The 21,925-nt window shown below is 44.2% G+C and carries 11 protein-coding genes; 1 reads left to right on the top strand and 10 read right to left on the bottom strand.

Translation table 11 applies throughout. The features are described 5' to 3' along the window. Positions 1 to 38: 38 nt before the first annotated feature. From A8709_RS16445 to A8709_RS16415, 6 genes are all read right to left on the bottom strand, one after another. Positions 39 to 542 carry a hypothetical protein gene (locus A8709_RS16445; protein ID WP_065853461.1) on the bottom strand — a complete coding sequence of 168 codons (504 nt, stop codon included), beginning with the start codon at positions 540 to 542 and terminating at the stop codon, positions 39 to 41. A 580-nt stretch (positions 543 to 1,122) separates the two neighbouring features. Next, a complete protein-coding gene (locus A8709_RS16440) occupies positions 1,123 to 2,307 on the bottom strand; it encodes an alanyl-tRNA editing protein (protein WP_065853460.1) in 1,185 nt (394 codons plus the stop codon). Continuing rightward, complete coding sequence (locus A8709_RS16435) at positions 2,297 to 2,749, bottom strand: GNAT family N-acetyltransferase (protein WP_208607693.1); 453 nt, start codon at positions 2,747 to 2,749, stop codon at positions 2,297 to 2,299. The genes A8709_RS16440 and A8709_RS16435 overlap by 11 nt, the downstream gene beginning before the upstream one ends. 25 nt (positions 2,750 to 2,774) lie before the next feature. After that, positions 2,775 to 3,098 carry a low molecular weight protein tyrosine phosphatase family protein gene (locus A8709_RS16430; RefSeq protein WP_208607692.1) on the bottom strand — a complete coding sequence of 108 codons (324 nt, stop codon included), beginning with the start codon at positions 3,096 to 3,098 and terminating at the stop codon, positions 2,775 to 2,777. 36 nt (positions 3,099 to 3,134) lie between these two features. Next, on the bottom strand, positions 3,135 to 3,716 hold the full coding sequence (locus A8709_RS16425) for a YdeI/OmpD-associated family protein (RefSeq protein WP_065853458.1): 582 nt from the start codon (positions 3,714 to 3,716) through the stop codon (positions 3,135 to 3,137). Positions 3,717 to 4,093: 377 nt separating this feature from the next. After that, positions 4,094 to 6,205: a glycoside hydrolase family 52 protein gene (locus tag A8709_RS16415; RefSeq protein ID WP_065853456.1), complete on the bottom strand. Its 2,112-nt coding sequence runs from the start codon at positions 6,203 to 6,205 to the stop codon at positions 4,094 to 4,096. 117 nt (positions 6,206 to 6,322) lie between these two features. Here A8709_RS16415 and A8709_RS16410 point away from each other — a divergent pair, with 117 nt between their 5' ends. After that, a complete protein-coding gene (locus A8709_RS16410; RefSeq protein ID WP_065853455.1) occupies positions 6,323 to 7,222 on the top strand; it encodes a helix-turn-helix domain-containing protein in 900 nt (299 codons plus the stop codon). A 28-nt stretch (positions 7,223 to 7,250) separates the two neighbouring features. Here A8709_RS16410 and A8709_RS16405 read toward each other — a convergent pair whose 3' ends face one another. The 4 genes from A8709_RS16405 to A8709_RS16395 form a co-directional block, all read right to left on the bottom strand. Further along, positions 7,251 to 8,315: a peptidylprolyl isomerase gene (locus tag A8709_RS16405; RefSeq protein ID WP_065853454.1), complete on the bottom strand. Its 1,065-nt coding sequence runs from the start codon at positions 8,313 to 8,315 to the stop codon at positions 7,251 to 7,253. A 37-nt stretch (positions 8,316 to 8,352) separates the two neighbouring features. After that, positions 8,353 to 8,457 carry a stressosome-associated protein Prli42 gene (gene prli42 / locus A8709_RS35455; protein ID WP_279615877.1) on the bottom strand — a complete coding sequence of 35 codons (105 nt, stop codon included), beginning with the start codon at positions 8,455 to 8,457 and terminating at the stop codon, positions 8,353 to 8,355. Between the two features lie 96 nt (positions 8,458 to 8,553). Then, on the bottom strand, positions 8,554 to 14,037 hold the full coding sequence (locus A8709_RS16400; protein ID WP_065853453.1) for an Ig-like domain-containing protein: 5,484 nt from the start codon (positions 14,035 to 14,037) through the stop codon (positions 8,554 to 8,556). Positions 14,038 to 14,154: 117 nt separating this feature from the next. After that, on the bottom strand, positions 14,155 to 21,591 hold the full coding sequence (locus tag A8709_RS16395) for a DUF5695 domain-containing protein (RefSeq protein ID WP_065853452.1): 7,437 nt from the start codon (positions 21,589 to 21,591) through the stop codon (positions 14,155 to 14,157). Positions 21,592 to 21,925 lie beyond the last annotated feature (334 nt).

Genomic DNA, 21,925 nt, shown 5'->3' with positions numbered 1-21,925 from the left:
CTGACAAGCCCTTTAAGTAAGGGGCATGGCAGGTTTTTTTACTTCGCTTTCCGTTTGCCCCATGGCTTAAAGACCGAAAGCAAAAACATAGCAATTAATGAAAGTAATTGGAGTCCTATCCCTAACAATAAGTAGGCCATGTTTGACACATAGGCGCCATGATCTGCAGCTCCTACTCCCGTGTCCGTAAGTAAAGAAATTCCTTGCAGAGTCCATATGTACATGCCGAAGGGCCCTAAGATCACAGCAATCACACTAAGGATTTCTTTGGCTATGATCCAATAATATTTGACCAAACCCCAGTGAGTCCAAACGGAAAGCATAAGTCCCGTTACTAGCGTACCAATGATCGAAGCGCGTACGGAGGTTTTGGATAACACATGCATCGCCTTATAACATGCCAAAACTAAACTAGAATCCGCCGCGCTCGCAACCGTAATGCTCAAAATTAAAAAGGTTACACTCGTACCCAGCATAATGGCCGAAAATAGGATATGTAGGCTCAAAAGCCACTTTTTCTGAGTCATCGTTATCGTTCTCATGATTCCAATCTCCCTCGTTCTCTTCCTACTATAAAGATAAACAATCGAAATTAACTGCAGCTAAACCAAATATTAAATATTCCTAAAGTGACTAAGTCTAGACAACTTGGCGAGAAGCTGTGGAGCTTGATTATTGCGAGATAGACGGATTTTCCGAGTATCTTACTGCTACGGCCCTCGGTTTTATTCGAGATGGTCGGATTCTCCGTCTCTCTTCTTGCTGGGGGCCTCGGTTCTACTCGAGATAGACGGATTTTCCGAGTATCTTCCTGCTCTGGGACTCGTTTCTACTCGAGATAGACGGATTTTCCGAGTATCTTCCTCCTACGGGCCTCGGTTTTATTCGAGATGGTCGGATTTTCCGTCTATCTTCTTGCTGGGGGCCTCGGTTCTACTCGAGATAGACGGATTTTCCGTCTACCTTCCTGCTACGGGCCTCGGTTTTATTCGTAATGGTCGGATTTTCAGACTATCTTCTTGTTGCGGGCCTCGTTTTTCAAAAGAAAAAAGGCATCCGCTAGGTACAATCACCTTTGAGAATGCCTCCTTAATCGTCAACTATTTACCGGTTGAAAATGATTTATTCATCCAGTCTCATACTGAGCTGATCTTTTGCAAACGTGTAGAAGGCTAATGCCTCTTCTCGACTGGCAAAACCCGCTTGCGCCATCTTATCGCTGCCTCCGCCTTTCCCATTAAAGCTGGCAAGATGGGTTTTGAAAAACATGCCGCATGATTGCTTGTAACTGCCATTGTGTGCTAAAACGGCTTTATTCTCTGAGGCTGATAAGAGTAGAATCGGCAGATCTGTTTTAGACGCAAGTTTTGTCGCTAAACTTTGTAAATCCTTAAGCGTCGTATCCTCCAATGTGTGAGCGATAACTTGCCCGTTACATTCGGTTAAAAGTTCTTTCGCCACATAATCGTCCAGCTTTTCTTTGATCAATGTAAGCTCAGACTGCGTTTGCTTCTGATCAAGCTCCCACTTTTCAATCCGGTCCATAATTTCATCTTTATTCGTATTAAATTTCGCCGACAAGGCACCTAAAATTCGAATATGCTCGTTAAATTCAGCTAGTGCTCGGAAACCGCAGTTAAAATAGATACGGGTATTCCCCTTCTGCTTCTCCGTTTTCATCAGCTTTATCATCCCAATTTCGCCCGTAGACGAAACATGCGTACCTCCGCATGCGTTATACTCCACGCCTTTCATTTCAACAATTCGGATGTTTTTCGTCACCTTCGGTTGTTTAACGAGAGGAAGCAGCGCCAACTCTTCCGGTGTAACAAAATAGCTGGATATCACGTGGTTTTGATAAATCCGTCGGTTCACTTCGGTCTCAATAGCAGCCAATTTACTTGACTCTAGCTCAAGGCTATCTACATCAATCGTGCAGTAATCCTTCCCTAAATGAAAACTCACCGTATTGGCTTCATAGAGATCTCGGCACACTGCCGAAAGCAAATGCTGCCCGCTGTGCTGCTGCATATGGTCGAACCTGAGCTGCCAGTCAATCTGGCACGCTACTTCTGAACCTTCCGGCATACGCTCTAATTTATGGAGAACTTCGTCCTCCTCCAAGAGAACGTCCAGAACTGGTATCCCATTGATATGACCGAGGTCACAAGGTTGTCCTCCCCCATGCGGGTAAAAAGCAGTCTCCTCCAGGAGGACATAAGTACCATCTTCACGCTCGATCGTTTGACGGATAGACGTTTGCCATTCCTGCAGGTAGGCGGAATCGTAGTAGAGTTTATGAGTCATGATGTGGGGTTTCCTTTCCATTCCTTAAGTTTACTGGATGTGACCAGCGTTCCATTATCAGGTAGTCCTTGCCGCCTTTGGTAAACCTAGTTGTCGTCTCCTGAAAGCCAAATTTAGCATAGAACAGTGCTTTGCTACTCCTCGCATTACAATAAATCCGCTCCACTCCCGCTTGCGACGCTGCATCCAACATAAATGTAAGGAGTTGTGTGCCTAGTCCCTTGTTCTGATGCGTTTCCAACGTAGCAAATTTACGAAACTGAGCTTCTTTACCCTCTATGAAAAGGGACACCACCGATACAAGCTGATCCCTTTCGAATAATCCGTAGTGAATGCCGGCATCATCGTCGACAAGTTTCACGTATGCCAAGTCCTTCTCAGGCCACATGACCTGGTGTCGCAGCTGCCATGTAGCTTCTTTGGGTATGATTTTAATTTCCAATGCTGTCAACTCCAAGATTGTGTGATTAAATGTCAATATGCTCAGAAACTCTTGATTCCAAAATTTCTATTAATGCTTCATCCATGTATCGATAATCATCCGGGATATCTAAACATATAATCCGCTTGCTTCCGATTTCGATTGGAAACTTAGCTTGTAATCTTCTGACATGCTTTTTTTCCATGACAAAAATGAGATCAGCCCAGCCAATATGCCCCTCAGTAACTCTTATTCGAGCTCCGTCCTCTGTACCTGCCGATCTTACATCGTATTCATTTCGATTATCGAATATCTTCTCCGCCGTTAAACTTCTCCACTTATTTCTGCTGCAAATAAATAATAATTTCATCTCCATCATTCCCCAATTCTGATCGAGCTAACGCATCTACGGATAGATCTTCTCCCCATTCTCGAGCATCATGATGAATTCTTGTATGCGTTTCACACGAGTCTCTTGCTTCTTTGCCGTATGAATACGAAAACAAATCGCATATTTATTTTGCCGATCAAGCGTTTCAAAGAAAGCCTTCGCCTCTGTGTTTCGCTCTAATTCCAATGCAAAATCATCCGGTATAGAAGCGTTACTTTGTGATTCATACGCCTTTTCCCATTCACCACTCCGTTTGGCTGCTTCAATCGCTTTCAAACCTGATGGCTTCATTCTCCCCTGCTCAATCAGCCCTTCAGCTTTTTCCTTATTTATTTTGGACCAAATACTCTTAGCCCCACGCGGAGTAAACCGCTGCAACCAACTGTGCTCGTCCGCCTTTTCCTTTTGGCTATCAATCCAGCCATAAAGTAGAGCACTTTCAAGCGCCTCGTCGTATGTAACAGTTGCAAGTCGAGAACCTTTCTTAGCAATTTGCAGCCGGATCCCCGTTGACGTACTATGATTAAGTTCAAGCCACTTCTCAAATGAAAACTGATCTTCAAAAAGAAGCTGTGGCAATTCCACTTTTTTATTCAAAAGATTCTCCTCCTAGGTATCGTATCAGCACTCCCATTTCAAATAACGGCATACATCGCATACAACTTATTATAGATCTACCTCTTTTTTCGTACAAATGACCCGAATGCATAAACACCTATAAAATAAATAGGAAAAATGATAAGCCCTAAAGCTGCTATTCCTAAAATGTAAAACATCTTACTTTCCTCTAAACCATCATTATACGTGTTAAATCCATAGAACATCCATATGAGCCATACGATGACCAACAAGTAACCAAACCTGTAGGCTTTCATTGAACATTCATCTCGCTCTCTTACCATCTCGCTTCATTTTACAAAAATAACCAACAAAAAAGCAACCAAAGCTTTTCGCTCTAGTTGCTTTTCTCCAACTTATTTGCCTTCCAGCAGCCAAAGAATACTGGTCACACCGCGCGGGTAATATTTGCTGCCCGTGATCTCACCAGAGATGATCTGATCACTCCAGCTCCAAATGGATAATGTTGGGTGAGTCAACCATGCCACATGCGCTGCATCAGCTGCAGCACCGGTCTCATCCCACACTAGACCAAGAATTTCACGTGCTACGAATTGGCACAAATAGATTTTGCTCAACCACGAATTATTACTCGTCGACGACAGCTTCCAGCCACCATCTTCAAAGAGGCAAGTGCCCGCAACAAGTACAACATCCAAGTGACGCTTCAATGCTTCGATATAAAAGCCATAGCGACCATTCAGATCAAGCGCTGATTTATTGCCTGTGAAATAAGGGAATACCAAGCCTTCGATGGCTGGAATGATTTTGGAATCATTGCCTTCACCAACAACGGCTGGAATGTATCCCGCTTCTGTCACGTACGATGTCACGGTTTGGGCGCATTTCATTGCCTGCTCACTAGCAATAAGTGCCAGATCTTCTCTGCCATTTTGAGCGAAAATGGATTCCATAGCTACGTACGCTGCCCAACATTTGCCCGCCATATAAATATTGTTACGGGATTGCCCAAGTGAGACGTCTAAGCTGTCGTAGGTTGTGATTTCTGCTCCACCCATGGTGCGCGTGCTATCTAATGACATCACACCATTGCGCAGTTCCGGATTCGGATGATCGCGATTGAGCATGCTTGTTAAACATTGGTCAAAAATCGTTAGATTCGCTTGCAGCCACGCTTGATCGTCCGTATGTGCCACATACGTTGCTCCACATAATGTCCAGTTCACTAATTGTTCATGCGTCATATGGGAGAAGCAGTCGTCTAAGCCGTAAAGTTCATACGCAGAGTATCCTGGTCGTGAAAGCGTATTGGCTACCCCCATATCATGTGTAAAAGAAAGCCCACCGGGATATTCAGTCGGGTCCCCAGGGAAGCAAACTTTATCTGCATAGCTATAACGTTTCACGAACATGTCCAGCTCATTACGAACTGTCCAAGGATTCACCGCCAGCTCATAGAATAATTGATCTACAGTCAAATCGAACGTATTCATCATACGGTATTCGCCTTCATTGACGATCCAGAATGGCTCATGATCCATATCGAGAAGCTGCGTGTTGCCGTAGTAACTGCGAATGGCATGTGCAAGCATAAATTTCTGATCGGCGGACAATGGAGAGTCATCGATATTTGCGTCTGAACTTTGGGCAAGCGCAGCAAGCTGCTCGAAATTCCCCAATGCGTAATCAGCAACCGCTTCAATATTTGAGAATAAACGGGCGTAAGTATAGGAAGCATCACGCCCCGCAGTAACGATACCCGAACGATGGAAACAAATGGCGAATTGATACGTACGTTTTTCTCCAGCAGGAGTATCTGCGAATAAAGCTCCCACCGTGCCAAGCCCGAAGGTCAAGTTCTCAACAATTTTCATGTTTAAAATATCTTCGATACTAAAATATAACCCTGAACGCACGTCCGGATCTCGTGAAACAATGGCCGTAATCCGACCTTGTCCAACTCCCGCGGCATCCCCCATCGTATCATCCAACCGGCGCATAGCACTGTACGGATCATTGCCTTGATAACCGAAGAATACTCTTCGAGACGAAGTGCCTTGCGTATTATCGACTGTAATCGTTGCCAAAATAGCTGGGACTAGGGCTAAGCGAAGCTCATCATCACCCGCCGTTGCAGGATCTGGAACCGACTGGGTCGGTGAAATCAAACTGAATTCCAAATCGCCAGCCTTCCAGGTATCTGTGCTGACTTTGAAATCTCTGCGAATGTCCTCTTGGGCAAAAGGAAACAGCAACTTCTTTTTATTCGGATTCGGATCCGGATTCTCAATATCATAGCGTTGGCTTTCATCTTCTACTGCTTGCTCGAAGAAAGGCAGCGAATCATAGGTACCACCTTCTTTAGATTCAAGACCGATATAAATATTTTGCTTAGGAGGCCGCGCTTGCTCTAAGTCGAAACCGCCGCTTTTACCAGGAAATCCAAGTGTAAAACTTGCAAACGCACCTACCGGTGAATGATGTGCATTGAAAAATTGATTTTTCATATGAGGATACCCCTTTTCGTTCAATTGCCCTTAGTATACAATGGGATAAACCCAGAACCCATGGGCAATATAAACTTTCATTTGGACAAAAAGAACATTCTCAAAGGAGTATCTCACATGGACATTTTTTCGCAAGAACCACTGCCTTTAGGCCTTGAAAACGCCGTAAATGGCGGGATGCTCCCGGATGTACAGACGTCTTTTCGCATTTTTGCTGCACATATTCGGAAAGTGAATGCGCAATGGTCTTTTCCAGAACATCATCATCCCATGTTTGAATTAAATCTTGTCTTGGAAGGCTCGCAGCAGATGCGCGTCGGGGAACAGTATTTTGTACAGGGGCAAGGTGATCTAATCTGGATTCTTCCGAACGAATTGCATACCAGCCTTGGCGTTGTCGATGTGGGATCGATGGAGTATGTATGTGTCCACTTAGAGGTTACAGATCCATGGTTCCGTCAACAACTAAGTCAGATCAAGCAAACCCTTCACCCGATTGGCAGCAAAATGGAGAGCGTCCTCCGGCCCATCCTAACGGATCTTGCCCAAATGGCGAGAACAAATACATCAAGCAGCTTAAGCCTGAAGCTGCAAACGATGCATGCTTCCTTTCGTATTTTCACCGCGCTTAGCGAAATACTCTTAGATGAGGTTGATGACGTTGTTCAACATCCTAAAGATTCAAGCTTAGCTTCACAACTAGCCGAACGCATCGAACATCAAGCATTAACAACGACGGAAGAGCAACCCACATTCGGCATCACCCAAATCGCCAAACAACTCGGCTATACACCTGCGCACTGTAATCGTGTTTTTCATAAGGCCTATGGCGTATCGCCACGGCAATATCTCAGCACAATTAAACTCCGCCAAGCGAAGTTAATGCTCATGGACCCAACACTTTCAATTGAGTATATCGCCGAGAAGTTAGGCTACAAAGATTTGTCGCAATTTAGCAAACAATTCAAACGATGGACGAATTTATCGCCTACGGCATATCGGCATTTATCTTGGTAGTTTCATCGATTTCCGTCAGCCTTAAAAACTATGAAACGCTACTAACACTTATCGCATCAAAAATCTTCTGATCCTGAATAACCACATCTTTCACTGGATCCTGGGACCATGAGTGCAACATGTCTTCATACTTATTCTCACGAATTATTTCTTTTGTATCTTCCTTTTCATCACTAAATGTGGTCCTCTTTTCAAGTCGAATTATGACGTAACCATACTGATCATTAACAATGCCCATATCACCGATTTTCGCCTTAAGGACCCAATCTTCCATTTGTGTTCGATTCTCATCTACAATAGAAAAGGTGTATAGACCTTTGCTTTGTGAAACTGCGGGCTCATCAGAATTTTGTACCGCGAGTTTTTCCAAATCGTCTCCATTCTTTGCCTTGCTAAAAATTTCAAGCGCTTTTTGGCTGGCCTGGGTTAGCTTATCACCAGATAAGGGTTCATTGGTTTGGGGATCAACCGTAGCGATAAGAATTTCTCGTGCTGTAAACCTATCGATACTATCTTTATGTTCAGCGTAATAATTTTGTATTTCTTCATCTGATATTTGCATGCTGCTCATTACCAGATTAATATATTTCTTGGCCAATAGGACCTCTTTGTATACGTTTTCATACTGTTCGCTTGTAACACCATAGTGCTTTTGAAATGCTTGTTTGATCTCGTCCTTATTTTTGGAAGCACTCAAGCTCGCTTCTGTATCGTCCATCTCACTTTTCGCATTTTGCAGGTCATTTGCATCCAAAATAAGATCGTGCTCTTTTGCTTTTTGCAATTGAATCTTAAGCTCTTTTAGCTTATTTAAAGTGTTTCGCTTAACAACCTCTTCTGTCGCGATGCCATCCATTTTACTTTTCCAGAAATTAGATTGGGCTTTCTCGTCGAGTATGTTTTTTTCAGAAAGCAACTTGTCTTTTTGAGTTTTAAAAAATACCATAAACTCTGCTTTCGTTATCCCTTCACCATCCACAGTAGCCAAATAGGAATCGGATGAAGCTTTTGCTATTTTAAAATAGAATGCAGGTACCGCCAGAACTATAAGTACGCTCGCAACAACGATTGCAAAGACTAGTCTTCTCTTCAAGGCCTTTCACCTCATTTTCGATTACTACGAATTTGGATCAGGAATTTAAAAATAAGCCTGCAGTTAACAATAAGCTGGATAGCACCATTATGGTTAACATCATATAAATAACAGCTTTAAACCATCGTTTTTTTTGCAGCACGTCATTACACTCCTTTGTCAATACAACTTTTCAATGAAAATAAATTTGGAGAAAGACGCTGCGCGATGGCCGTCTTCCTCCAAACCTTCACCCTGATTATTGCGAAATAATGTTATGTGCTACCGTTGCAAGATCGATGACGTCAATCACACCATCATGATTGATATCTACACTTGCCAACCAGTTTGGATCGCTTACAGTTTCACCATAGTGACTAGCCACAATAGCGAGGTCTCCGATACTGAATCTATTGTCGCCATTTACATCTCCTGGTTGCGCCACATGGATCGAAGCCAAGAAGGACTGCAGTGAAGTATTCAAATTCGTGGCCGCTTGACTTACTTGATCTGGTGTAGCTGCCGCGTTATCGACTACTGCTTGCGCCGTCGCGATCGCTGCTTGTAAAGCTGCTTTGGATCCGGCTGGATATTGTCCCGGATTGCTTCCTTCCACAGCTGCGTCGTACTTCGCTTGTGCGGTTGCGATCAGCGTAGTCAATGTCGTTTTATCCACGACCATAATGTGTACGCTGCTGCTAGCACCTTGCACCTGTGTCTCAATACCATGACTGTCAGAGACGACCACATCTGACAAGGCGACGGTACTGATTGTAGGCTGATTTGCAGCATTTGCTTGGAAGCTCAGTTTCAATATCGCGCCACTATTGGCGCTTTTAATCACATGGGCCGCCCCTTCACTTGCCGAAACGATACGTATATGCCCCGGCGTTCCAGACTGGCTCACGAAAATGCCATCAATTAATGCAGTCACCGCGCTTAATTGAAGCTGCGCCGGGTCATAATTGATTGTTAAATCTTCGGCATAAATGCCGCCAGCTACGATCGGATCTACGTTATTTAATCCATAGGTCAGATCGAACGATTGACCTGGATACATGTCTTGATTCACATCCGAAGGTCCCATTAATTTGGATGTGATGACGTTCATTGGGTTAACAGTTACGATAGCCACAGCTGGAATCGATGAGCCAGCAACCGTGCCATTTACTTGAAATGTACCTGCACTAGCATACTTCGCTGGATCAATCTCATCCCACGTCACATTGAGAGATGCTGTTGAGGTATCGTTATAGGTTGCTGTAACAACAGTCGGTAATATTGGGGCCACGCCAAATTCTGTCGTTACATTGACCGGTGTAATGCTCGTAACTGTCTTCGCGACAACAGTTAGTGTCAATTTAGGTACGATGGAGGTACCAGCAACTGCACCATTGATGGTCACTGTACCTGCAGCAGCATACTGCGACGGACTAATCGTCCAAACGACACTTGCTTGACCCGTAAACCCATTATCGTAAACCACATTCACTTTGTCGGGTAAAATAGGCGCCACACCAGCAATTGTTGTTGCGGATGAATTAGGAATTGATGCAATTGGTCGTGAATTAACAGTCACATTAACCTTTGGCACTACCGAGGAACCTGCAACCGTACCTAAGATTGTGAATGTTCCTGGTTGGCTCAACAGACTAGGATCATAGACATTCCAAGTAACAGGAACATTGATATTATCTACGGATCCATCGTTATAGGTCGCTTCAATCACTTTAGGCAAAATAGGTGCCTGACCAATAAGCGTTGTCACATTGGAATCGGCAATACTCGTAATGGAAACCTCATTGGTCACCCTTACATATACCGTTGCCGAAGCTTCAATATTCGTTCCGTCAACTACACCTTTGACTGTAAAACTGCCTGGTGACGCTACTTGATCAGGAGTTACCGGATCCCAAATAACATTTGCCGTCGCCGTTGAACCGTCAGCGAAGTTTTTAGTTACAGTTGGCGGCAGCACTGGAAGTACATCATGGAGTGTGCTTACTTTGACTGGGTTCACGCTAATGGTTGGTGTAGCGTAAACTTTCCATTGTAAAATACCCGTCCATTGCGCCCCTCTTGTAATGGTCATCCGTAATTTGGTTGTTGTTATCGGCGAGAACGTCGTTGAATTGTACTTATTCAGCGCAACTCCGTTACCAACCGCATTCGGAACATCCACATAAGCGATGCCATTCCAATATTGCAGCTTGCTAGCAGTAGGTGCTAACACACCCCCGTTATCTGTCCACCAGTAAACATCCGATTTACTAATATTTACCGGCGATCCCCACGTATACTCCACCCATTCGGTTGCGGAGCTGTGATTCCAGTTCCCATACGCACCTGCACCTTTATCCGTTGAACTTGTCGGATCTTTGCGACCATCATTGATGGCATTCAGATTCTCCCAACTGGACACATAGGAAGTGCTTGGCGTTGCTTGTAAGGCCAAATTCACATCGGTCGGAAGCGGTGTTATGGTCACGGGAACATCGACAACCGTTGACAATTCCCCATCACTGACAGTGAGCGTCAACACATAACTGCCAGCTCTGTTAAAGGAAGCGATCGTATTACCGCTCGCATCTTGCGAGAAAGTTGCTTGACCTCCTGCTACGCCACTTTTTATAACCCACGTGCTGCTGATTGTGCTTGCAGGCAGTCCATCGTCCTTAATGTTTGTTACCAATTTCGCTTTCAAAGGAATACTTGCTGTCGTATCTTGTTGGGCAATAACGACCGGCGGCGTATTGACGGCATCCGGTGCTTGCACACCCGTACTAAATGCTTGTAATTCTTTAATACCAACACTTGTACCTGGCTGCGGTGTCATCAATACTCTGATTTTCTGAGCAGAAATCGCTGGGAATTGAATATGGTTGTAGTTAGCAACCAATGGCGATTTGTACTGTTTAGGAACAGCAAGCCATGACGATGTTGCATTATCAAAGTACTGGATCACGTACATGGAAGGTTCTCTGTAGAATACGTCAGGTTTATCATTGTAGAAATACAATTTGATATCATCTAACGTTTTCGGCGAGCCAAAATCAGCTTGAAGCCATTCCTGCGCATTGGTCGAACCTTTCGTTCCCCAAATCGGAGGATTTGCCGTAAAGGCGCCTGAAGTGAAGAAGTTACCGCTAATCGTAAATCCGTTATTCGTATTTGATGCTTTTGTTAATGAATTCGTATAAGAAGCCGTCATTTGGGTATTAGGATCCATAGCAATGTTGACTGCGGAACCCGTTTCAGGTGTTACATCCACACCGGCCTTTTGGAATAAGTCTGCAGCTTTGTTATACGTATTCAGATCAACATCTGCTGCCGCTTTCATTTGGGCATTGCTGTTATGTTCGGCAACTGCTGCACCGCTGGCATCTAATATCGTAACGTCTCCTGTAGCCGGGTCCCATTGCAAATGAGCCAGTTTGTCTGTTCTAAACACTAACGAACCGTTCACGTACATGGAGTAGCCTTCTTGAACTCCCGGATAATATGTCGTGCCATCACCTGGTTTATCCCATGTAATCGTGACATCATTACCGTGATAACGCAGGTTATTTACTGTGAAATGGTTCCAGCCAATATCAATTGGCCACAATTCGACATTGGCATCTGCACGTGGTACAAGTCCGCCAATATCCTCGATAATGGAATAGTTATAGTTGCCCAAAATATTATGATGAATACCAGATCTTCCGTCGATTTGCTTCGTTGTCGCATTCCAGTTATACCAATATTCGTTATTGTCCAAATAGTTGATATTCCCTTGATAGGCATCTGCCCACCCTAGCCAATACATCAATTTCTTATACATATCCGCCGTAATATAGGGCTGGTTCGGATATTTTCTCAACACTTCTGTGAAGAGTCGGATATCTCCTGATGCGTTAATGTTGGAGAAATTGTTCGTTCCGCCTACTCCTTGCGCTACAGAGGTTGCTTTATCCTTCTGATCTGCCGTATAGAAAGGGAATACCGGTAATTCAGCCTTATCTCCCCAGTATCTAAGCGATTCCAAATATTTCGGATCATTCGTAGGAACAAGACCGTCCATTTGGAAAGCGTAATAATTGTTCGCTTCTTTCCAAGGAATGAATGTATTTGTTTGTAAATCCTTCTGTAAAAACATATTAGACGAGTTATCCCACATGGTAGCTAGAAAACTAGTTTTGAGCGTATCAGCTAAAGTAAACATCTCATTTGCTTTCGCTGTGTTCCCCGCTAATTGATAAGCTTTTGCCGAAGCCATCGCATTGCCATATACGAATGAGTCTTCCGTTCGATTCTGGTCGATATTCCCTCGTTTCTCAAAATAATGGAATGCGTTCCCGTCTCCATCATTACCGGTCAATGAACCCCAGTCGTAGTTAATGACGCCGTCCTTGTTTGTATCGAACCGATCCAGCTGGCCTTTCGCGTCTTTTTCCGCATAATGGGCAAGATTATTGAGGATTTTGGGTTGGCCGCCATGGACTTCGTACGTTTGGAAGGCAGAATCCCCAATATATTGGGAGTAACTGTTATTCCAGTTGGACGGTTTCCCTGGATTATCTGTAAACAGACTGTCCCTTGCTGTCTCACCAGCGGAAACCCAGTCGCCATATGAATAGTACGGGGATCTGAAATATTTAAGATCCTGCATATGCATCGGTTGACTTAATACGATGGCATTGTTGTAACCCAAAGCACCTTCGACAGAGATTGGAAATTGATAATCATTCCCAGGAATATTCGCATCGAGGAAATTAAAACGATTTAGCCACCATCTGTAATATATAATCTTCTTAATATTATCGTCGGGAACATCAATGTACGGCACATAATCCGCCCACCATTTGTTATATTCACGCAGTTGCGTTACATACGCGGTATTGGGATCGTAAGCTCTAAACCGATTGTAATCTGTCGTCGACTCTGGTATTTCAGAGGTAATGAAGCCCATTTGGAATTTCAATGAAATTTTTTCATTGGGAGCTAATGTAATGCTTCTTGTTAAAATACCGTTGCTCGCCGTCATCCCAGTTCCACTGAGTCTTGGATAAACTTTCGTTAAATTGTTTCGCACGTTGAATGTACCTGTCAACTCAGTACCATCCGCAGATGCTGTCGTTGCAAAAGGAGAATCTGCCGTCAAAGTAAATGTTTTGGATGATGTCGTTGTATTCGTAATCATAATGTTATCTACGGCGACGTTGTTATCGGTAATAAATTTGGTTTCTTCCAGCGTGTACCCCGTCGCATTGTAGAAGGCTGACCAGTAACTTGGCGTTTGTAATCTTTTCGATGAATCCTGCGTAAAGGTAACGCCTGGGATTTGAATGGAGTATCCTTTTTGATTCAATAAATCAAAATACGCGATATTATTGCCAAATCCAATGACCGAAGCGCTATTTGTATACGCATACAAAGCTTTACCGCGTGTCATCAAATAGGTGCCTGTCGGGTCATTTCCTTTCCGGGCGAGCAATCTGTCCATCCAGAAGGAAGTCCCTCCAGCTGCCAGATCAGCTTGGTACATATCCATCATCATACTTTGGCTTGCGTTATACGGAGCTGGTTCAGTAGGAACAATTTGCGTTCCGGTGGGGTTCGTAAACACAGGCATCCCTGGATCATTGTTGTTCACAAAACCTGGATCTACGGCGAAAACAGAAGTACTAAGACCTGACATTAACGAGAGGAAGAAAGCTGTGGTTAACACTTTCCTGCCAATTGATTTTTTGAACATTCGCATTTACTACCTCCTATTGAACGTAACTTGGCAAATTCCATCCTGTTTCAATCTAACTTGCTAAAATATGGGGGGAGAAAGGCGCTTTACGAGCCGCCTTCCTCAGTACCATTTACTTTCTTACTGCACAACCAAGTTATGGGCTACAGCTGCAAGATCGATAATATCAATCACACCATCATGATTCATATCGGCACTTGCCAACCAGTTCGGATCGCTCGACGTTTCACCATAGTGGCTAGCGACAATGGCGAGATCACCGATACTGAACTTACTGTCCCCGTTCAAATCTCCTGGAAGCGCTACATTTATCGAAGCAAGGAATGATTGAGTCGATGCATTCAGATCAATAGCAGCTTGAGTGACTTGTTCTGGTGTGGCAGTCGTATTATCAACCACCATTTGTGCCTTCGCGATTGCCGCTTGTAAAGCTGCTTTGGATCCAACTGGATATTGTCCCGGATTGCTTCCTTCCACAGCCGCGTTGTACTTCGCTTGTGCGGATGCGATCAGTGTAGTCAATGCCGATTTATCCACCACTGTAATTTGTACGCTGCTAGTTGCTCCCTGCACCTGCGTCTCTACGCCATGACTATCGGAGACAATCACGTTGGATAAGGAGACAATACTGCTCGCGGACTGCGCTGAAGGATTCGCCTGGAAGCTAAGCTTCAAGATAGCTCCACTGTTGCTGTTGGTCAGCGCATGAGTGCCACCTTCACTCGCCGAGAGGATTCGAATATGCCCCGGCGTTCCAGACTGTGCCACGAATATGCCATCCATCAATGAGGTCACTGCGCTAAGTTGCAATTGCGCCGGGTCATAATTGACTGTCAAATCTTCGGCATAAATGCCGTCGCTGACGATCGAACTTATGCTGCTCAATCCATATGTCAGATCAAAAGATTGACCCGGATACACAGCTCCCGTGACTGATAACGTTGCTGTTGGTACAGCGACGACAGTTTTAGCTGGTACAATGACTGGAAGACTATTAGTAACTGCCTTGGTGTTATCCGATGTTCGAGTTACTTCCAAGATCAGATTGACTGTTGTCTCATCGCTTGGCGGGTTGATCGTTCCATCCAATTGGATGACGGCTAAATGATCAGAGATCTTAACCGTGAGTGAATAACCGTCCGGTACGCTCGGCAGTGTGACACTTGTCGCATCTTTCGCTGGTGCAGCTATACTTGTTATACCCGCAGCAATGTCAGCTGCAGTCGGCAATGGAACGGCAATGTCTTCAATTGTTATTAGCAACGTTCCGGTAATACCAGAACCATCCGTTGCTGCTGCTGTAACTGTGACTGTTCCAACGCCAGTTGCAGTCAACAAGCCATTCGCGTCGATTGTCGCCGAACCTGTTCCATTCGTTACAAGCCAAGTTACTGTTGGATTACTTGCACCAACTGGCAGTACGCCTGCACTCATTTGAAGTGTGGTTCCGTTTACGACAGTGGTCGCATTACTCGCTCCGGTTACGATAATACTTGTTACCGGCACCTTCGTAACCGTCACAGTCGCTACCGCTAATTTAGAAGTTCCTGTAACTGTACCATTTACGGTGATTGTACCTGCTTGTGCCAACTGTGCTGCTGGAATCACATTCCATACAACAGGCAATTGGGCATTCGTTCCATCTTGATACACAGCAGAAACTACGGATGGAAGAACTGGTTGCACACCAATTGTTGTTGTAGCAGTTACCGGAGTTAGACTTGCTACAACCGGACTATTGTTATAAATGGCCGCAACACTCGCATCATCTAGCGCTGAATTGTAAATTCTGAAATCATCAAAAGCCATATTATTCAAGTATCCGCCGCCATAACCAGGAGAATTAAAACCAAGCCACTTCGCATTCCCATCAACCGTAAGTGCTGCCGAAGGAAGATTCGTAGTCGATTTAAGTACCCCATTTACATAAATTTTGCCGTTCTTAGAAGCATCATCCCAGGATACAACTACATTGGTCCACGTATTCAGCGCAAAACTTGCTGGAGTCACGCTGCTATTCGAGAACGTCGTTGTACCATTCAGGGTAACAATAAGATTACCGTTAAATGTAATGTAGAATCCGTTTGAAGCGTAGTTGCCACTCGGTTTAGACCAGTAAACGACAGCTTCGGTACTTACTGTACCTGTTCGCTTAATCCAGAAAGAAGTTGTCATACTTTTTGTCTGTAGATTAGGATTGCTTGGAACCGTTACATACGTATTGCTTTCCGTGATAGCTCTGTCCGCAGGGTTAGTGGCGTTAAATACTCCCGTTGTCCAAGTAGCCGGATTATTTAAAGTTCCGGTACTGCCATTGTAAGAAGAGTCATTAATGGTAGTGCCGCCTGCCTCATTGAATTTATACCATAAGGCAAGACCTGGAATTGGAACGCCTACATTCGCTACAGCTTGCACCGTTGAACCAGCAACCGTACCTGTTACGGTGTAGGTCGAATTCGAATACTTCGTAGGATCCAAATTCCAAGTAACACTAGTCGCTTTGACTGTTCCATTACTATACGTCCCATTTACGGTTGCAGGTAAACTTGGTGCATTGCCTAATGTAGTAGATACATAGATAGGTGCGATGCTTACAAGTGTCGATGGAACAACAGTTACAACAGCAGATACATAAATCGGTTGTGCCTCACTAAGTCCGCCTAACACGGTACCTTGTACGGTGAATTGTGTTGCCGTTGCGTAACTTTGGGCAGGAAGTACTGGCCACTGTACGGCTACCGTACTGGATGTTCCATCGGAATAGGTAAGCGTTGTTGTTTGCGGGAACACAGGTGCAACCGATTCTTGTGTTGAGATCGCGATAGGTGCTACTGGGTTTACAACAGCATCCGTTGATGTAACAGTGACATGAGCAGTTACGGTTACCGTCGTGGAACCAGCGACATGACCGATAACAGTAAATGTACTACCGGCAGTCAATGTAACAGGATCAATAGCGTTCCATGTTACAGATACCGAACCGATTGAACTGTCGGTAAGAACTGCATCTAAAACAGCTGGTAATGTAGGCTGTACATGCTCTCTCGTACTCACATACACGTCATTGACCGAAACAGGCACTGCACCTGAAACTGTGAATTTAATATTTGCCAATAAAGATGTCCCTGTAACAGTTCCAGTAATCGTAACTGGATTCGAATTTTGAATGGCATAACTCGCCGCATTAACAGCGCCCCATGTTACATTAACCATGGCCGATGTTCCGTCACTATAATTAGCCAATACTTGCGAAGGGAACTGTGAAACAGGTGATACATTAACAGGCGTCACAACATTTGCCGGGTTAACAAAGCTTACGATAGAGCTTGTAACATTGACTGTAATTTGTGTGACATAAGAAGTTCCGGTCACTGTTCCGTTTACCACAAAGCTGCCTTTCACTGCATATTTCGTAGGAACAATGGGATCCCACGTTACAGGTACTGATAAATTTCCACCACCAACTAAAGTAGCTGTCACGGCAGTAGGTAATACAGTTGCTGTTCCTACTGGTGTTGATACCGCATTTGGCGTAACGATTGTATTAATGGCTGCAACGTTAATTGTTAGGGTTGGACTAAGTGCACTTCCAGCAACACTACCTTGTACTGTGAAAGAACCAGTAGCAGCGTAAGAAGCAGGATCAATTGGATTCCATGTCACCGCAACAGCTTGTGTAGCTCCGTTATCGTACTTCGCCGATACTGTCGTAGGCAGCACAGGTGCTAAATTAACTGCTGTTGTCACGCTGGTGGGATTCGTGATACTTGTAATCACGGTAGCCGGTGGAAGACCTGCTAATACGTCGATCTCATTATCACTCAACGCTCTGCTGTAGATCATGAAGTTATCTATTTGACCATTTAACAGTGGATCGCCATACTGCGATTTCCCAATCCAGTTGTTAGCGGTTCCGCCCATGCTTGAAGGCGCATTCGTCATACTGGTATTCGTATTAGCGAGCGAACCATCCACATAAAGCTTTCCTGTATTTCCTTGATGTGTGATGGCAATATGATGCCAAACACCTGTGGTGAGGACAGGACCTTTCAGTTGTTGTTCCCCGCCAGCACCATTACCGGCTAGTGTTATTGCAAAAATCGAATTCGTTCCATTGGTTGGTGCAAAGAACATGTATTTCGTTGTACCGGTCCCGAAATCGAATAGTCTGGCGAAATTACTGTTGGTTTTCACGTTTACCCATGTAGAAATCGTAAAATCATTGAGATTTCTCACAATATTAGCAGGTAGCGTTGCAAATCCTGTTGAACCGTCGAGCTTCACAGAATTCCCATTACTGCCAGGTACATAGGAAGAACCCGTGAACGCGTTACCGGTCGGAGCTGCAAAAGTGGCTCCAGCGCCATTCAATGCCGCCGTATTGCCGCTTCCGGATGAGTCGGATGCTGAGGTTCCGCTTGTTTCATTGAACTTATAGTTCGCTACGACTTCCGGAACCGCAGGAGCAGCATTCACAGTTATGGTTACCGTACTCGTAGATTGTAACGTGCCGTCATCTGCAAGGAGCTGGAATACATAAGTCCCTGCAGTAGAAACCGCAGCAGTTGTACCTAACGCACTAGGATTTGCTATCGTTACATTAGCGCCGGCAGGTTGACTTTGTACACTCCAAGTTGTATTTAGTACACCGTTAGGATAGCCGTCATCACTTGCTGTGCCGTTTAACGTTACAGGGTCAGGCAATGTGATGCTGCTGTCCGTCCCTGCACTTACAATCGGTGCAGTGTTCGGTGGCGTTACGCCAGCTTGGATTACGATATCACTGGTTGCACCCGCATCTAAGATAAGCGTCGCTGTTGTTAGCTGTCCTGCATTTTGTTTAAACGAGCTTACTTTCGTGTTATTAACTAGCACATCATAGGATCCAGCAGTTAGACCTGAGATCGTCATTTTGGTGTTATGTGCCGTCAAATCCACGTTATTCAAGGTCATATGCACATTATTTTTATTTACATAATCAACGGTTGCCGATGAATATTGATCTTGCCCAAGTGTCATGTAGATTTTCTTGGTGATCAGATTTAATCGTTGGTTAATACCGTCTTTGGGAGTAACTGTATAGGATGTGCCATTATCGGATAATTCACAACCATAACAAATCGTTCCGAAGATTGGATCCGTCGTGATGTCAGAGCTGAGTACTCGTATTTCCCCGAAAAGTCCCAAATCCGCTTCACCTGACATCCCACGCCAGTTGTTATGAAGTTTAGGATTGGAAGGCTCAAAACCTCCGGTTTGATAATAGTTTCCTTTTTCAGACTGATACGTCCAAGCGACTGTACCAATATTCGCAGGGTCTGCATCAATTTGTCCTGAGTTTATAACGCTTAAGTTAGCTAGCTTCGCCGCATAGTTCAAGCGCTCGTCAATTTCAGGATTCGTCGAATGATTCGATTTGATCCAATCATCCATCGCAATATCGATCAAAGAAACCGAATATTGGAAGTTCCACCATGCTTCACCGGTAATCGTCGTCGGATCCGCATAATAATACCAAAGCGGTTGGGAACCACGATCTGCTCTTGTTTTGGAGTTAATCAGCTGCATAAAGGCTGTATTATTATTCGCTTTCGCCAATGTATAAACAGACTCTTCACCTGTATTATCGAAGTTGTACTCGGAACCGAAAGGATACTTACTTTTTGTAAAATTGTTATACTTGGTTTTCAGGATGGATTGGGCATTGGCTGCTTGTGCTGTAAATCCTTCGTCAGTCAGTGCCTGAACAATTTCCATATCCGTTTGTTCACCCATAAGCCCCGTGCTCATGGATAATCCTTGCCCAGCAACGAAAATACCGTAAGCCCGCAATAAGTAAGTATTTCTATCGTGCAAATAAGTAATTGCATTCGGGTGCAGCTTTTCAGTTTTATACATACTGAAGAATGTATTCCATGCGTGTGCATAAGCGAATGAACGATTATAATTTGATCCTGTATCTGTTTGAGTAAACCAATCATTAATTTTGAAATCAGTTTGATGGTTCCTCATGAGGTAACCCCAAATAGCCGTTTCCAGATATTGATCAACTGCTGTAATCTCGGTGGGTACAGGCAGGTACACTTGCTTTTCGGCTAGGAACTCTCCGTGGGTCCAACCCCAGTCATCCCCCCACCCGGCTGCATTCGTTCCAGGGTTTTGATAATCAGTTCTCTTTTTCTTACCATCCATGATCCAATCGTCAAAGATTTTATTATAGTATTTCGTCGAATCATTAACTTGCGTATTGTTCACAATGAAGGAAGCATGCCTTTGCAATGCGCTACCAACAGGTTCAATCGCGTAGAACTGCAAAGTCGTTTTTTTAGATCCGGCATAATGCACAGTAACATTGTTCGGACCCAATTGAGATAAGGACAATGAGTAGATATTGTGCGTGGAGCCATCGTTAGGGTCAGTAACTTTATTCAAGAAAGTCATCGTAGCACCCGTTGGCAGATCAAGCGAATCGATCGTTTGCGACGTATGCAGGTCAACTTTGGCCGTCATATCGGTTGGAAAGATCATACCAGGAATGGATACGACATCAATAAGACCTGTATCATATAATTTCTTTTGCATGGAAAGCTGATCAGCCACACTATAGAATTTAAACGCATAGGTCTTACTTTCTCCCGGTGCAAGCACTAAACTTGTGTTCGGAAGGTAACCTCTATTCGTGCTCTTGATAACATTTGAATGGATATAATACACGTTCAACCCATTCGCCCATCCACCTTGGTCCTGCGCCCATGTGCTGCCAGGGTGCTCCATAACTCGCCAGTGGTCCATATACTCAAAACCAGCACCAGTTGACGTATCAGGCGTCATAAGCAACATACTGCCGATTCCACTTGGTCTTGTCGCATAAATATAAGAGCCGTCATTCCCAACATAGGAATGGTGCATGACTTGTGTCTCATAGATTTCTGTCCCGCTCGGTACTGTCCAGTACTCGTTGAATGGTAAAGGAAGACCGAAATCACCTAATTCAAGACTTTGTGTAGAGCTAGGATTCTTTACCGTGATTTGCCATTGAAAAGCGTCGTTCGCCAACGAATACTTTTCACTCACTTTGAAGTTCTTTATCCCCTGCGCATTGGCAGAATTCGCATAATTCACAGTCACACCAGTGCTATCCTGATTAATCACACGAACATCACTAGATTGATTCGTCAACGCCGGAGTATAGCCCCCTGAGAATGCGCCACTTGTATCAGAGAGCCTGTAATTGAACATAAGCTCTCCCATCCATTCATGGTCAGGCGTATTCTGGTTAGGTGCACTCGTGGCATTCATCACATAGTTCGTCGGGAAAGCATCGTTCACTAATTTAAGCGTGTTAATCTCACCATTTGGACCAATCTGTATATTAAAAAAGTTGTTCGACATCGTATACGTTGGCGTAGCTGCGGATACGAAATGTATCATAACAAGCAAAAATAAACCTGTAAGCAGAAAAAGCATCGTTGTGGTTTTGGCGATGAGTTTTGTTGTTCGCATTCGGCCATTGACCACTGCCATGTTTTGTCCGTCACAAAACATTTTTCTGTCCATGCCTTGTTCCTCCTCATTTTACCGCGTCGTTGCCTGCCCTTTGCCTGTCCACAATTCCTAGTTATTCATATGCAATCTTGTGAACGTTTTCATTTAAGTGGTACCGGTATTCATCGATTCCCTTTTTTTGGACCGAATCATGTAGTTTCTGTCATTTATCCGGCATCAAGCCTTCTCAATGTTTCACCTCCTGTTAATCTCATGTGACATATTCATTATATAATCTACTTCAAATAGGTAACACCGTCATATACAACCTGTTTTTTAAAATTTACAACCACTTAGGGTCACTTGATCATCTCTTCGATCCCTTCAAATCTCTTAATTGTAAGCG

This window comes from Paenibacillus pectinilyticus (assembly GCF_001700435.1).
Taxonomy (GTDB): domain Bacteria; phylum Bacillota; class Bacilli; order Paenibacillales; family NBRC-103111; genus Paenibacillus_E; species Paenibacillus_E pectinilyticus.
Note: the sequence above shows the minus strand (reverse complement) of the source record. Positions and strands in the feature narration are given on the sequence as shown.

Bases quoted from the DNA above. Each gene is read 5' to 3' on its own strand.
- A8709_RS16445 (WP_065853461.1), bottom strand. From the start codon at position 542: ATGAGAACGATAACGATGACTCAGAAAAAGTGGCTTTTGAGCCTACAT.
- A8709_RS16440 (WP_065853460.1), bottom strand. From the start codon at position 2,307: ATGACTCATAAACTCTACTACGATTCCGCCTACCTGCAGGAATGGCAA.
- A8709_RS16430 (WP_208607692.1), bottom strand. From the start codon at position 3,098: ATGAAATTATTATTTATTTGCAGCAGAAATAAGTGGAGAAGTTTAACG.
- A8709_RS16415 (WP_065853456.1), bottom strand. From the start codon at position 6,205: ATGAAAAATCAATTTTTCAATGCACATCATTCACCGGTAGGTGCGTTT.
- A8709_RS16410 (WP_065853455.1), top strand. From the start codon at position 6,323: ATGGACATTTTTTCGCAAGAACCACTGCCTTTAGGCCTTGAAAACGCC.
- A8709_RS16400 (WP_065853453.1), bottom strand. From the start codon at position 14,037: ATGCGAATGTTCAAAAAATCAATTGGCAGGAAAGTGTTAACCACAGCT.
- A8709_RS16395 (WP_065853452.1), bottom strand. From the start codon at position 21,591: ATGGACAGAAAAATGTTTTGTGACGGACAAAACATGGCAGTGGTCAAT.